This is a genomic window from Ruegeria sp. H8, assembly GCF_056532905.1.
The window spans coordinates 198,896-213,484 of sequence record NZ_JBQFNY010000005.1 but is presented as its reverse complement, the minus strand read 5'-3'; the positions used below and the strand labels follow the sequence as shown (position 1 = coordinate 213,484).

9 protein-coding genes are annotated in these 14,589 nt (G+C 59.3%); 5 read left to right on the top strand and 4 right to left on the bottom strand.

Annotation, left to right across the window (positions count from 1 at the left end):
- Window positions 1-4: 4 nt before the first annotated feature.
- The 4 genes from ACR0A2_RS14165 (at window position 5) to fdhF (ending at window position 6,209) form a co-directional block, all read left to right on the top strand.
- Entirely contained in the window at window positions 5-589 is a 585-nt protein-coding gene (locus tag ACR0A2_RS14165; RefSeq protein WP_480835649.1) for a hypothetical protein, read from the top strand.
- Window positions 590-741: 152 nt separating this feature from the next.
- Window positions 742-1,623: a LysR family transcriptional regulator gene (locus ACR0A2_RS14160; protein WP_480619351.1), complete on the top strand. Its 882-nt coding sequence runs from the start codon at window positions 742-744 to the stop codon at window positions 1,621-1,623.
- Between the two features lie 85 nt (window positions 1,624-1,708).
- A complete protein-coding gene (locus ACR0A2_RS14155; protein WP_480835647.1) occupies window positions 1,709-3,412 on the top strand; it encodes an NAD(P)H-dependent oxidoreductase subunit E in 1,704 nt (567 codons plus the stop codon).
- Between the two features lie 13 nt (window positions 3,413-3,425).
- The gene (gene fdhF / locus ACR0A2_RS14150) at window positions 3,426-6,209 is read left to right on the top strand and encodes a formate dehydrogenase subunit alpha (RefSeq protein WP_480835646.1); all 2,784 of its coding nucleotides are present in this window, start codon (window positions 3,426-3,428) and stop codon (window positions 6,207-6,209) included.
- A 271-nt stretch (window positions 6,210-6,480) separates the two neighbouring features.
- Here the strand turns inward: fdhF and ACR0A2_RS14145 are convergent, their stop codons facing one another.
- The 4 genes from ACR0A2_RS14145 to ACR0A2_RS14130 form a co-directional block, all read right to left on the bottom strand.
- Window positions 6,481-10,569, bottom strand: a complete 4,089-nt coding sequence (locus ACR0A2_RS14145; RefSeq protein ID WP_480835644.1) for a translocation/assembly module TamB domain-containing protein — start codon at window positions 10,567-10,569, stop codon at window positions 6,481-6,483.
- Window positions 10,566-12,374, bottom strand: a complete 1,809-nt coding sequence (locus ACR0A2_RS14140; RefSeq protein WP_171363674.1) for an autotransporter assembly complex protein TamA — start codon at window positions 12,372-12,374, stop codon at window positions 10,566-10,568. Before ACR0A2_RS14140 ends, ACR0A2_RS14145 begins: the two co-directional genes overlap by 4 nt.
- Before the next feature lie 152 nt (window positions 12,375-12,526).
- Complete coding sequence (locus tag ACR0A2_RS14135; protein ID WP_480835642.1) at window positions 12,527-13,513, bottom strand: type I glyceraldehyde-3-phosphate dehydrogenase; 987 nt, start codon at window positions 13,511-13,513, stop codon at window positions 12,527-12,529.
- Between the two features lie 54 nt (window positions 13,514-13,567).
- Window positions 13,568-13,891, bottom strand: a complete 324-nt coding sequence (locus ACR0A2_RS14130) for a hypothetical protein (protein WP_170344942.1) — start codon at window positions 13,889-13,891, stop codon at window positions 13,568-13,570.
- A gap of 374 nt (window positions 13,892-14,265) precedes the next feature.
- Between ACR0A2_RS14130 and ACR0A2_RS14125 the strand changes: the two genes are divergently transcribed.
- Window positions 14,266-14,574 (top strand): hypothetical protein, encoded by a 309-nt coding sequence (locus ACR0A2_RS14125; protein WP_253283503.1) that lies wholly within the window; start codon window positions 14,266-14,268, stop codon window positions 14,572-14,574.
- Window positions 14,575-14,589: the final 15 nt, after the last annotated feature.

Here is a 14,589-nt window from a genome sequence, read left to right as displayed (position 1 = left end):
GTCGATGCGCTTCAAGCGGGCTATGAAAAGCAGCCGAACTAGCTACATTATGGGCATGGTGAAGTTCGTATTGGCGATAACCACGGCTGTTCTTTTTTCGTCACTTCCTGTGGTTGCCGACAAAACGGACGAGGCAATTGAAATAGTGTCATGCATCAACACGGCGAATGGGCATTCCCAGCCGGTGTATGGAACGCCTTGGGAATTATCGCAGGCAGTGCTTGAGCTGCCATTGGAACATGAGTTGGAGCGACTAGCGGATGGGTACTTCTTTATCGGAGGAAGACGGCTCGGATATCATGGCACTTGGGCTGCGTTTCTTGATCTTACCGTTAGCGAATGGATCGCATATGAAACGAGAGATCAAGACGACGACCTTTTGATTTTTGCGTCTAGCTTTGTGCCGCCCGAGGTTGTTTCGGCGTTGGGTGAGTGTGGCGTATTATGGGGCGGTTCTTGGGTTGAAGAATATCCCGTTGTGGTTCTCGACCCTCCGCCTGTAACGCCGCTGCCCGAGGAACAAAGGCTGCCCGACAATCCATTAAAAAGCGATGTCGACTTGGCTCCTCCCAAAAGTACATCGGAGTAACCCCGATGTTCTGTGACATCCTGTTCAGTCCCGCGCCAAATCTGTTTTTGTTTAACTGAGGCGATTCTGACATCCTCTACACCTCCGAGCTTTTCTCGCAGGCAAAAATCCCGATAGAGTGGGTTTCGAGCTACCATCTGAGATTTCTCCAAATGATCGAAATTCGCGACCTGCAATTGCTCAGTGCATTGGCACGGCATCGGCATTTTGCAAAGGCGGCCGAGGAATGCGGGATTTCGCAGCCCGCCTTTTCCATGCGCATCCGCAACCTCGAGGATCGGCTGGGCGTGTCCATCGTCCGCCGCGCCAACCGGTTTCAGGGCTTGACCGAAGAGGGCGAGATGATTGTCCAACGGGCGCGGCGTATTCTCGATGACACAAAAGCACTCGAGCAGCAGGTGCTGGCCACTAGGGGCGAGATCACCGGTACGCTGATCCTTGGCGTGATTCCGACGGCCATAGCCTTTACCGGGCGCCTCACCAAACGCTTTCGGAAGGCGCATCCGCGCATCGTTACGCGCATCGAAACCATGTCTGCCACCGCCATTCAACACCGGCTGGACGAAGGAAGCCTGGACGCCGGGATAACATATGGCGACAGCATCGGGACCGATCTGCGACAGGTGCAACCTTTGTACGAGGAAACCTATGTTCTGCTGGTTCCGTCACACATGACGGACGAAACCGGCCCCTTGCCATGGGCGCGCGTGGCTGAATTTCCGTTGAGCCTGCTCGAGCCGCAGATGCAAAACCGGCGTATTCTGGATCGTATCTTTGCCGAACAGGGGCTGCACCCGGACGTGGTCGCCGAAACCAGCGGGTTTACCGCGTCGATGGTGATGGCGCGCGAGGGGCTGGCTGCTACGGTTGTGCCACGTGTCCTTATTCGGGCCTTGGGCGAGTTGCAGGGGACAAAGGTGCTGCCGCTGGTCGATCCGATTGTCAGCAAACCCATTTGTCTGGCCACCCTCAGCCGAGACCCTGAACTGCCAACGGTGCAGGCACTGCGCGCCGTGGTGACGTCTTTACGGTGATAAGATGTCGTTATCGTGCGATTGCAAAAAGCGATTTGACGATATGCTAGCCTGATGAGACACGGGGCCTGAATCGGAGGGCATCATGGCACCATTAGACACCAAGCCATCAGGCGCACCCAAGGGCGTCTGGAAGTCAGGTAAAGGCAAGGGGCGGCACACGCCCAAGGGCCGACAGTTTACGGATGAAGCACAGGCCGAAATTGCGCGCCTGCTGGGCGACCGCCCACGCCGCCGCGACCTGTTGATCGAGTTTCTGCACCTGATTCAGGACACGCACGGCCATATCAGCGCCGACCACATCGCCGCGCTGGCCGTCGAGATGCGGATCGGTCAGGCCGAGATCTACGAGACCGCGACTTTCTATGCCCATTTCGACGTGGTGAAAGAAGGTGAAACACCGCCCCCCGCGCTGACCATCCGCGTCTGCGATTCCCTGTCCTGCGAAATGGCTGGTGCGCAGCAGTTGAAAAAAGCGTTGGAGGATGGGCTGGACCCGTCCGAAGTGCGCGTTCTGCGCGCGCCCTGCATGGGGCGCTGTGACACGGCACCGGTGCTGGAAATCGGGCACAACCACATCGACCACGCGACCCCTGAAAAGGTGCAGGCTTCGATTGCTGCGGGCGACACTCATGCCCATCTGCCCGACTATGAGACCTTCGCGACCTATGTCGAGAACGGCGGTTACGCAAAGCTGAAAGAGCTGCGCGAGGGCGGCGACTGGGAAGCGGTTCAGGAACAGGTTCTGGCCTCGGGTCTGCGCGGTTTGGGCGGCGCAGGTTTCCCGTCGGGCAAGAAATGGGGCTTTGTCCGCATGAACGACGGCCCGCGCTATCTGGCCGTGAACGGGGACGAGGGCGAACCGGGCACCTTCAAGGATCGCTACTACCTGGAACGCACGCCGCATGTTTTCCTCGAAGGCATGCTGATTGCCGCATGGGCGGTCGAGGCAGAGACCTGCTTCATCTACATGCGCGACGAATATCCGGCCGTTCTGGAAATCCTGCGGCGCGAGATCGCGGCGCTGGAACAGGCCGGGATCGTCGCAAAAGGTTATATCGACCTGCGCCGCGGCGCGGGCGCTTACATCTGCGGCGAAGAATCCGCGATGATCGAATCGATCGAAGGCAAGAAGGGCCTGCCCCGCCACCGCCCGCCCTTCGTGGCGCAGGTGGGCGTTTTCGGCCGCCCGACGCTGGTGCACAACGTGGAAACGCTCTACTGGGTGTCCAAAATCTGCCGGGAAGGTCCGGAGATCCTCAATTCAGTTGAAAAGAATGGCCGCAAGGGGCTGCGCAGCTATTCGGTCTCGGGCCGGGTGGCGAAACCCGGCGTCTACCTGCTGCCGGCAGGGTCGACCATTCTTGACGTGATTGATGCAGCCGGAGGCATGGCCGAAGGTCATGTGTTCAAGGCGTATCAACCGGGCGGGCCGTCGTCAGGTCTTCTCCCCTCCAGCATCGACGACGTCCCGCTCGACTTTGACACACTACAGCCGCTGGGCACCTTCATCGGGTCTGCTGCGGTTGTAGTTCTGTCCGATCAGGACACGGCCCGCGATGCGGCGCTGAACATGCTGCGGTTCTTCGAGGACGAAAGCTGTGGCCAATGCACCCCCTGCCGGGCGGGCTGCGAAAAGGCGGTCAAGCTGATGCAGGCCGAGACGTGGGATACCGATCTGCTGGAAGATCTGTGCCAGGTGATGGGCGATGCCTCGATCTGCGGTCTGGGGCAGGCAGCCCCGAACCCGATCCGTCTGGTCATGAAACACTTCGCTGAAGAAATCTGAGGGAGACAGAGCCATGCTTGATGCAAGCCCAAACAAGACCGTCACCTTCAACCTGAACGGCGATGACGTCACCGTGCCCGAAGGCACCACCATCTGGGAAGCGGCCAATGGCCGTGGACTGGTGATCCCGCATCTGTGTCACAAACCGGCGCCGGGCTACAAACCCGATGGCAACTGCCGCGCCTGCATGGTCGAGGTGGAAGGCGAGCGTACGCTGGTCGCCTCGTGCATCCGTCCGGCGGCTGACGGGATGGTGGTGAAAACCGACACCGACCGCGCCGAGAAATCGCGCGCCATGGTCATGGAACTGTTGGTGGCCGACCAGCCCGAACAGCCGCATGATGCATCCAGCCATTTCTGGGATATGGCCAAGCTGAACGATGTCAGCGACAGCCGCTTTCCGGCGAAAGAGCCCGAGAAGATCCCGTTGCTGGATGACAGCCATGTGGCGATGCGGGTCAATCTGGATGCCTGCATCAACTGCAACCTCTGCGTCCGCGCTTGCCGCGACGTGCAGGTGAATGACGTGATCGGCATGGCCGGGCGCGGGCATACCGCGCAGGTGGTGTTCGACCAGAACGACCCGATGGGCGCATCAACCTGCGTGGCCTGCGGCGAATGCGTTCAGGCCTGCCCGACTGGCGCTCTGATGCCCGCCACCGTGCTGGACGACCAGCAGCACGGCGACAGCAAGGATTACGATTCCGAAACCGAAAGCGTCTGCCCCTTCTGCGGGGTGGGCTGCAAGGTCAGCCTCAAGGTCAAGGACGGCAAGGTCAAATATGTCGAGGGCATCAACGGCCCCGCCAACGAAGGCCGTCTGTGCGTCAAGGGCCGGTTCGGGTTCGACTATATCCACCACCCGCACCGCCTGACCAAACCGCTGATCCGGCGCGAGGATGCACCGGCAAAAGGTCTGAACGTTGATCCCGGCAACTTGTCGACCCATTTCCGCGAAGCGACCTGGGAAGAGGCGATGGATCTGGCGGCCACCAGGCTGATGGCCCTGCGCGACGAAGATCCGCGCAGCGTTGCGGGCTTTGGATCGGCCAAATGCACCAACGAGGAAGCCTATCTGTTCCAGAAGTTCATCCGTCAGGGTTTCAAACACAACAATGTCGACCACTGCACCCGTCTGTGCCATGCGTCGTCCGTTGCCGCTCTGATCGAGAACGTGGGCTCGGGCGCGGTGACGGCGACCTTCAACGAGATCGAGAACGCTGATGTGGCCATCATCATCGGCGCCAACCCGATCGAGAACCACCCCGTCGCGGCCACCTATTTCAAGCAGTTCGCCAAGCGCGGCGGCAAGCTGATCGTGATGGACCCGCGCGGCGTAGGCATGCGCAAATTTGCGGACGAAATGCTGCAATTCCGGCCCGGTGCCGATGTCTCGATGCTGAACGCGATCATGAACGTGATCGTCGAGGAAGAACTGTATGACAGCCAGTACATCCACCGCTGGACCGAGAACTGGGAGGCCGAGAAAGAGCATCTGCGCCAGTTCACCCCCGAGGCGATGGCGCCGATCTGCGGCATCGAACCGGATCAGCTGCGTCGCGTTGCGCGCACCTTTGCCAATGCCAAGGCGGGTCTGATCTTTTGGGGCATGGGCGTCAGCCAGCATATCCACGGCACCGACAATTCGCGCTGCCTGATCTCACTGGCCTTGATGACCGGGAATGTCGGCAAGCCCGGCGCGGGTCTGCACCCTCTGCGGGGCCAGAACAACGTGCAGGGCGCATCAGACGCCGGCCTGATCCCGATGTTCCTGCCGGACTACAAGACGGTGACGGATGACGGCATTCGCGCGCAGTTCACCAATATCTGGAAATCGGATGATTTCTCGAACGAGAAGGGTCTGACCGTCACCGAGATCATCGACCAAGCCTATGCGGGCAACATCAAGGGCATGTACATTCAGGGTGAAAACCCGGCTATGTCCGACCCGGATGTTGGCCACGCTCGTGAGGCCCTGGCCAAACTTGACCTGATGATCGTGCAGGACATCTTCCTGACCGAAACCGCGAACTATGCCGACATCATCCTGCCGGCCTCGGCGCTGTATGAAAAGAACGGCACGGTGTCGAACACCAACCGTCAGGTACAGCGTGTGCGCCCGGCCGTGGCACCTCCGGGTGAGGCGCGCGAGGATTGGAAGATCACGGTCGAACTGGCGCAGCGCATCGGGCTGAACTGGGACTACTCCGACGTGTCCGAGGTCTTTGCCGAGATGAAACTGACCATGGAGTCGCTTGACAATATCACGTGGGAACGGCTGGAAACCGAGACGATCACCTATCCGTCGCTCAGCGAAACCGATCCCGGCCAATCTATTGTGTTCGGCGATGGTTTCCCCCGCGCGGGTGGCAAAGCAAGGTTCACTCCGGCCAATGTCATCCCGCCTGATGAGGCGCCCGATGATGAATACCCGATGATTGCCACCACCGGCCGTCAGCTGGAACATTGGCATACCGGTTCAATGACCCGACGGGCAAAGGTTCTTGACGCGGTCGAGCCAGAGGCCAACTGCTCGATGAACCCGCGCACGCTGAAGCTGATGGGGATTGAACCGGGCGAAATGATCCGCCTGACCACGCGTCGTGGTTCGATTGAAATCATGGTGCGCGCCGACCGGGCCATTGCCGAAGACATGGTGTTCATCCCGTTTGCCTATGTCGAAGCGGCGGCGAACATCCTGACGAACTCGGCCATCGACCCCTACGGCAAGATCCCCGAGTTCAAGTTCTCGGCCATTCGTGTCGAAAAGATCGAGGATGCGATGGCAGCGGAGTAAGATCGCGGCCAGACTGAACAAGGGCGGCCTCTGGAAGGGTGCCGCTTTTTCTTTGCCGCGCCGTCGTTCAAACGATTGCCCCACCTGACTTGCCCCGGCAATTCGTCGGGTTTTCAATTGGCCGCGGCACCACGCAATTTCCCGCGCTGGCGATTGCATCGCGACCACCAACGAAATCGGAATCTGGCGTCGACAAAGCAATTTGAACACCCGCCACCTGCTTGGGCGACATGAACGGATGGCTCAGCTCGGTTTCTTTTGTGACAGTTGGTCAGTAGTCACGTTCGAAGAACACACCCACGCCTGTCTCTCCTCGGCCATCGACCGTACCGCGCACCGTGAAATTGTCCGTGACATCAAGGTTCAGATTCACTTCGGTGTCACCTTCGGTGTTCACGGTGAAATCCGTATAGAGGTTTTCACCCAAGTACGCGCCCGCGCCCAAACGGCCCGCGCCGCTTTCGGACGCTCCTATGTCGACCGTGTCGACTCCGGTGGAGTCGCGGAGACCTTTGGTTGCATCCCCTCCCGCACCGCTAAGCTGCGCCAGTGATGCTGCCATTTGCGCGATCAGGAAAGGCGAGATTTCTGAAAACCGGTTCCCGAACAGCAACATTGCCAGTGCTTCTTCAGCCGGACGTTCGGGGTCTGAAAACACATTGACCTCAGGTGAATCCAGCGGGCCGGCAATTTCGATCGTCGCGGTGCCGTCAGACGTGCTGGCTGAAGACTCGAATTCGATATACGGGGTCAGGTCGCCCTGCAACGTGACGATCCCCTTGGTCAGTGCCAATCTGCGGCCCAGAATGTCGAAATTCCCTCGGATCAGTTCGATCTGACCGGACGGAACGACAGAGGCAGTGGTGCCGCCGATGAAAATTCGACCACCCAGTTCTGCGTTCACACCCCGCCCTCTGACGAAAACCGCTTTGGGTGCAAGCAGGCTGATATCCAGCGCAATACGGGATGCGCTTTTCTCCGATCCTTCGGTCACGACCAATCCGGCCCGCTCTCGCGTGATGAAACCGGCGCGACTTTCGTTGATGTGCTGGATGTCCGGGATAGGTGCCGCGCCTACCGCGCCGGACGCGGCGGCAAGGTTGATGTTGGTTTCGTCAAACGTGATCTGACCGGCAAGCGAACTGTTTCCGGCCAACGCCCCGGTCATGGCAATCTGACCGTTCAGGGTCGTTTCATACAGCAACCGGTCTGTCAGCACCAGGTTGTTCAGGGTGGTGGTAATCTGGGCGTTGAACGGAGGGGTCAGGTCAACAGGCCCGTTGACGGTAAAGTTGCCGCCCGCCCGAACTCCGCCATTCAGTGTAATGTTTGCGCGACTTTGCGCCAGATCCACCTGACCACTAATCCCGGTAATGGTCTGACCAGCACCCGGAATGGCAAGGGATGTGCCCGAAGTGGTGACTGAACCGCTCAGCGACGCCAGCGCCGGAGCACCTTTGAGTGCCAGATCGAAGCGCGCCGACCCGTCGATCTTGTTGGGTGTGATGAAGACATTCGCGATCCCAAGGTTGATGCCGCCCTGTGCCTTCAGATCCGCCTGACTGCTGGTTTCATCAAAGGTGCCAGCCAACGTGGTGTCTATGTCGGCAGGCCCTTGCGCCTTGGCGTCAATCGTCCAGACACCGTTATCGCGTTTGGCCGTTCCCTTTGCCGCCACAGTGCCGGGAAATTCGGGAACGAACCGCTCGATCCGGTTGAGTTTGGCGTCAAAATCCACATCAGCCGAGCCATTCTGGCCGACCGTTCCTTGAAGGCTGGCGTAAGAGCTGTCAGGCCCGTCCAGGCGAGCAGTGCCTTCCAGTCCAGAGCCGGTCGGAGCGACGTTCCCGCTCAGGTTCAGCGGTCCGGACAAGGTTTGCGACAGACGGGTAAGGTCATCCAGTTTGGCGGAAAAGTCCAAACCGCCGGCGTCTCGGTTCAGCTTGCCCGATGCATTCGCCGAAAGAGCGGTTCCAATCAGTTGGAAAGTACGGATATCCAGGCCTTCATCGTTGTTCATCGCGTCTACGGTCAGGTTCGTTCGCCCCTGAATCAGGTCGTCAACGGCGTCGATCCCGGTTTTGATGTCGTCCGCCGCCAAATTGCCTTTTACGTCGAACGCTTTGCTGCCGACTGCGCCCTTGCCGGCAAAATCCGCTCGGATCGCCCCTGCCAGATCGCGTTTTGCAAGGCTGGAAAACGGTGACAGGTCCGGGATGTTCAGATTGACCTGCCCGTCAATCGCAAGGTCTTTCCTTGGGTCGTCTATGGTAACAGAGGCCTTGGCGGTCAGGGCTGAACCGTTCACCGATGCGTCGCGGATCACAATCTGTTCCTGACTCAGCGCACCGTCGAACGTGATCTCGTTGCGACCGACCAAAAGCGGGTCGATCTCGGCCAGACCGGTTTTGATATCCCGGCCCGATACGCTGGCCGTGCCGTCAAACTCCAGCGTCTGAACAGTTCCTTTTCCGTTCAGTTTCGCTTGCACTGCACCTCCGAGTTCGCGTTTGGCAAGGCCGGAAAACACGGACAGGTCCCGGGAATTGACCGTCGCCTGACCATCAATCGTCACGTTGCCATCAGGGGTCGTTACCGTGCCGTCGGCCTGGGCGCGCAAGGTATCACCGATCAGGGTGAAATCTCGGATGGTTACGCCATCTGCGCCGCGCCTGGCGTCGAGCGTTATTGTTGTATTGCCCTTTATCACCGGATCGATGTCATCACGCCCGGTCGAGAGGTCTGTTCCTTCGACCTCCAGTGTGCCGTCGAAACTGCCTTCCAGTGGTGAGCCTTGACCGTTTAGACGGGCCGAGACCTGGCCTCCCAGCTCCAGTTGGGCCAGTTCTGAAAACCGAGACAGATCCGTGGCTTCCAAAGTAGCGGTGCCGTCGACGGCCAGACCGGTGGACAGGCCGCTGACCAATGCGTCGACGCCCAATTCGTAATCCGCACCAACCAGTTCGAGACCGGTCAGGTTCAGGGATTGGTCACTGCCATATTCGAAAGTGCCATCCAGTGTGACGAGGTCGCCTATTGCTGCACTCAGGGTCTCGTCCGCCAGACTAATACCGTCCAACGCGGCCTGCAGGTTGCCATTGATTTTTAGCACTGCGCCCTGTTCCAGGGTCCCGTGAGCAGTAATTTGCGCGCGCTCCAAATCAACCTGCTCGGCCTGCACGGCGTTCGCAGTCAGGCTCAGGTCCCAATGATTGCCGTTTTTTTCGTCGTACAGCGCCGAAATCTGTGCTGCTCCAACGGACGTGTCACCGCCCGAGGCTGGAAGAGTTACCCTTTCACCCTCCGGTGGCGTTATGCGTCCTTGCAGGGCCGCGAGTTGCAATCGCCCACCTGCCGCCAACTGTAACTGGCCTTTCAGGTTCAGTGCTTGTGACGAAAACTCAAGCTCGTCAATTTCCAGCGCACCTTCAGGTTGGGTTCGCCCATCCACATAGAGCTGTGTTTTGGCACCGAAAAACGTATCCATTTCTTCGGCGACAAAAGGTGTCAAATCACCACCGAGATCGGCAGTAAACGCAATGCCCTCTTCTGCGCTGGCCGCGGCAGTCGGGGCCGAGCGTAACCGAACCTGACCCGTCACCCGAGGCTGACCATCGCTGCTGAGACCGATATCGGCCGTAAAATCGGTCACGGGTCCGGATCCTTTCGCTGTCAGCGCGATAGGCGGGGTATCCGGCATTTTAAGAGCGGTCGAGATCAGGCCGCCCGCTGCCTCTGTCACCTGAAGGTCAAGATCGATCTGGCTGTTTGAATTCTGAAATCCCGCTGTCAACTTGATTTCGTCACCTGCCCGGTCCAGCCGGGTGATATCAAGGTTGGTGTCCAGCGTCCCGTCGGCCAGTGACAGGTTGCCACTGACCGCCAGTTCTGCGGCCACTCCGATCAGGGGCTCGCCCAAAGCCAGCTCGTCGATGCGAATTTCACCGATTTCGATGGCAACAGGCAGTTCAGGCAGTTGGAAGCCTTTTGCCTCTGCGGTTGGCGGCGGCGTGTCTTTGGTGGTGGTGCCAGGCGCGCGGGCAACGTCGATCTCTTGTGCCGTCAGGGCATTGACCGAGAACCTCCCACGGATCAAAGCCAGCCGGTTCCAGTCTAGTTCGGCATCCTTTATGGTCAGCCAGACCCCTTCGTCATCGGCAACGGTGATCTCGGCAATCGTGGCACGTGAACTCAGTGCACCTTGCAGGCCTTTGACGGTGACGTTCTGATCGTCGCCCGACAGTGTATCCTGTAGGAACCTCTCGATCATGCTGCCGCCTTCGTCCTCCTGCGGATGTCCGGCCACAGGCACGATTGCCAGCGCGCCAATCAGCAGAGGATATGAAAGGTACCGTCTCAAAATGCCTGTCCTATCCCGATATAGAACTGTAGCCCGTCCCCGGTGGGACCGCTGACAGGATAGGCCAGATCAAGACGCAAGGGGCCAAACCCGCCCAGATCGTATCTTACGCCGATACCGGCGCCCGAGTGATCTTCTTGCGCGCCGCTGCCGACAAAGGAAGACGTATCGACGACACCGTAGTCATAAAACCCGACCAACGACAGGCTGTCAGTAACCTTGCCCCGGATCTCGCCGGACAAGCCAATAAATGACTTGCCGCCCGCGATGCCGGTCCCGACCGGAATGCCAAGGCTTTCATAGGGTTGCCCGCGAACGGTTCCCGCACCGCCCGAGAAGAACAGAAAGTCAGGCGTGACGCCATCGGCAGGTGGGCCAATCACGGATCCCAGCTGCGCGCGACCGGCCAAAACGATCCGCCCCCCTGTCCCCAGGCTTGTATAGGCCCGCCCATCAAAGAAAAGGCGGAGGCCGGTATCCGTACCGGATATTCCGACAAAGGGCATGACTTGCGAGTCCAGATAGAATCCGCGTGTGGCGCTGACTTTGCTGTCGCGTTTGTCCCATTCAGACCGGAAGGGCAGGATGAAATACCTGAACTTGCGACCAGTGCCATATGCGTCGTCGGCGTCTGACAGCTGAAACCCGGCGGATGCCTCGGCATATAAGTTGTCGGAAAAAGTGCGGCGCGCACCATAGGCCAGCGAAGCCACCGTTACATTATAGTTTTCCGTGTTGCGGCGTTCCAGCAGGGCGCTCCAGAAGGTGTTGTCATCCGGGCCAAGCCGGTCAGGTTGATCCAGACGCAACCCGATCCGGCCATCAATATCCTCTGCACCGCCAATATTTCGAACCGCCACTTCGAAGCGCAGACGTTCTGCGCGCCTGAACATATTGCGATGGGTCCACGTCGCGGTCACATCCACACCATCACGAGAGGCCAGTTCCACACCAAAGGTCAACCGACGTTTGGGCAGGTCTTCGAACGTGGCGTCGAAATCCAGTGTGCCATCGGGGTTTGGAGTCTCTCGTTCCTGCAACGAGACCACGTTGAACGTGCCGGTCCGGCGCAACCGTGTTCCCACCTTCTGGATTTTCTCAGGGGAATAGACCTCTCCACTTGGGAACCCGGCGATCTTTTCGATGGATCTGTGGCGCACATCTGAATTGCCCTTGATGAACATCTTGCCAAATGTCAGCCTGCGCCCGGGATCAAGGTCGATCTGGGCATCCAGACGGGCTTGGGCGTGGCGCGCGATGATTGTCTGACCCGCAATTCCGGCTTTTGCGTGACCCGCGTCCCTCCAACCCTGAACACCGGCCGAGGAGGCCTGTTGAATGGCACCGGTCGTCGCCAGTTTCCCGGGGGCAAAGTTTTCGGGCAGTTCCGTTCCGGGGGCCAGGGGCTTGACAGTGGCGGTGCCGAATTTGAAGCTTGGCCCGGTTTCAACGGTAATCGCAGCACGGTTTATTTGTGCAGGCACCGTGAGAGAGCTCAACTCGGCCGCCTCCTGTCCATCAAGCTTGATGCTGACGACCGGGCTGAAATACCCTTCGTCGTAAAGGATTTGCACGATCGTACGGTAATCCGACAAAGCTGCCGAGAGGATTTCAAGCGGGGTGTCGAGGCCGCGTTCCTCAGCGGTGGTTACTGAGGAGGTCTCCTTGAGGCGATCAACCAGTTCTTTCGATGCGCCGGGGGCCGAAAGGGAGGTTTCCAGCGCCGCCAGCGTGGTTGGGGCCAAAGTCACAACTGTGGCCATCAGCCAGCGCCCCAGACGGCATTGCCGCTTGCTCCTTTGCATGAATTGCCCCAACTGTCCCAATTCCAGTTCTCTTGTCCGTGTCGTGCACGGCCCTTTGAATTCAGGTTAGAGCATCTGAAAGCGGATGGGGAAAGGAATTATACATGAGACGAGAATTTTTTCGGCCAAATTGTGTTGAGGTTGCCGCCCGGCTATTCGGCTGCCATAAGGCGGGCCACGTCCAGCATTCGCGCCGAGAAGCCCCATTCGTTGTCGTACCAACCAAAGACCCTGACCTGATTTTCACCCACCATACGGGTCTCGGGCCCGGCAACAACCAGCGATTCAGGGCGGGACCGCAGGTCGGACGAGACCAGTGGCAAATCAGTCCAGCCAAGCACTGGGGATGCAGCAACGGCCTGCTTCAGGGCTCGATCGAAGATCTCGGCGCTCATACCGCGCTGCAATGTGACCACGAGGTCCACGGCTGACACACTTGCCGTTGGAACGCGGACAGCCGCGCCCGAGATACGCCCGGCCAGATGCGGAAGGACGACATCGATAAGGTGCATCGCGCTCGATGTGGTCGGAACCATCGACAGCGCCCCAGCCCGAGAACGGGCAAGGTCGCCACGCGGCGCATCCACCATCGGTTGGCTGTTGGTATAGCAGTGGATGGTGGTCATGTGCCCCGATGCAACACCGCCGATATCGTCGATGACCTTGACCAGTGGCACCAGCCCATTTGTGGTGCAGGATGCGTTTGACACAATCCGGGCGCTGCCCAACTGGTCTTCGTTCGCACCCAGAACGATGGTGACATCAGCAGCGGGGGAGGGGCCTGAAATCAGTACTTTGCCTGCGCCCGCAGACAAACCGCGACGTGCAACGTCCGAACTGCGGGCGATACCCGTGCAATCCAGCATGACGTCAACGCCCGACAGATCAACGCGGGACAGATCATCGCTGTGGGTCATGGGAATTGAGTGCCCATCCACGATCAGCGCGGCGTTCCCTGCGGACACATCGCCGGAGTAGGGACCAAAGGTGCTGTCGTATTTGAACAGGTAAGCACAGGTGTCCAGCGGCGCGATGTCATTGATCAGCACCAGCTCGATATCTGACCCTTCCGGCAGGGCCAGAACCTGCCGCAGGATCGTACGGCCAATACGGCCGAATCCGTTTATTGCGAGTTTCATGCGCAAGCTATGGCAGGCCGGTCGGGCGACCTCAATGCCTGATCTGACGCTGTGTCAGTTGCAGCTGACCTGCGAGAAAAACTGGCCCGAGATGTTCTGATACATGCTGGCCACGATCGGCTTGCACCCGGTTGCCTGCTGAATCGCGGCAATGGCCTGAACGGTGCGCAGGCGCGGTGGCGGACCGAACGGGTTGAGGTTGTTGTTGTCACGCGTGGCGCGATAGACAACCGGCGCATCGGAAACCTGCGTCACCGCCCAGGTGCGGCTCATGACGAACACGGATTTGGTTTCTTCCTTGGCCGAGATGGGGGATGCAAAAAGGGCCGCGGATGAAGCGAGTGCTGCGACGGCCAGCAGGGCAGGGCGTAGTTTCATGGAACAATCTCCAGTGCTCAAAATCAGAATTTACTTGGATTTCAGCAAATTCCGGCCCGCCTGTGAAGCCCCAAGGTCAGAAATTTGCGACGCCACCCCGTCGGACAGGTGTTACCGGCGAGCTGTGGGCAATGGCAAATGTCGGTTGCAGCCCCTGTGCCGCCAATGCCTGAACCACCCCGGAGGGCCCGCGTTGCGGGCTTGCGAACAGAAGTCTCGCAGACAGGACTGTCCGGGGTGTTTCGAAGGTTCGCCTCAGGGGCTTGGCCCTGCCGAGTTAGGGGTATAACCTTGACCACAAATGATTTCAGCTCTGCGAGGCCGCCATGAATGCCCCATTTTTTACCGCTATAGCCGCATGCGGCATTTTATTGATGAGCACTGTGGTCGAGGCCAAGCCCCTGTCCCGAATCATAGCCGAGATGGGGTTATCTCCGGCAGATTTCGAAGTGGTCAACGCAGCCTCGAACGCGCTTTTGACCAGCGGTACGCCTTCCGTGGGCCAGGAACGGTCATGGAAGAATGACGACACGGGTTCCAAAGGGACGATCCGGGTGCGGTCGGTACAGGGAAATTGCGTTGGTCTTCAGCATGTGATTCAGCCGGAAGGCGGTGATCAGAGCAGGGAAATCCGAACCCGCCGCTGCAATGACGGCAACGGCAATTGGATCCTTACGCCCTGATCATCAGCTCGGAAT

Bases quoted from the DNA above. Each gene is read 5' to 3' on its own strand.
- ACR0A2_RS14155 (WP_480835647.1), top strand. From the start codon at position 1,709: ATGGCACCATTAGACACCAAGCCATCAGGCGCACCCAAGGGCGTCTGG.
- fdhF (WP_480835646.1), top strand. From the start codon at position 3,426: ATGCTTGATGCAAGCCCAAACAAGACCGTCACCTTCAACCTGAACGGC.
- ACR0A2_RS14165 (WP_480835649.1), top strand. From the start codon at position 5: ATGCGCTTCAAGCGGGCTATGAAAAGCAGCCGAACTAGCTACATTATG.
- ACR0A2_RS14125 (WP_253283503.1), top strand. From the start codon at position 14,266: ATGAGCACTGTGGTCGAGGCCAAGCCCCTGTCCCGAATCATAGCCGAG.
- ACR0A2_RS14135 (WP_480835642.1), bottom strand. From the start codon at position 13,513: ATGAAACTCGCAATAAACGGATTCGGCCGTATTGGCCGTACGATCCTG.
- ACR0A2_RS14160 (WP_480619351.1), top strand. From the start codon at position 742: ATGATCGAAATTCGCGACCTGCAATTGCTCAGTGCATTGGCACGGCAT.
- ACR0A2_RS14140 (WP_171363674.1), bottom strand. From the start codon at position 12,374: ATGCAAAGGAGCAAGCGGCAATGCCGTCTGGGGCGCTGGCTGATGGCC.
- ACR0A2_RS14130 (WP_170344942.1), bottom strand. From the start codon at position 13,891: ATGAAACTACGCCCTGCCCTGCTGGCCGTCGCAGCACTCGCTTCATCC.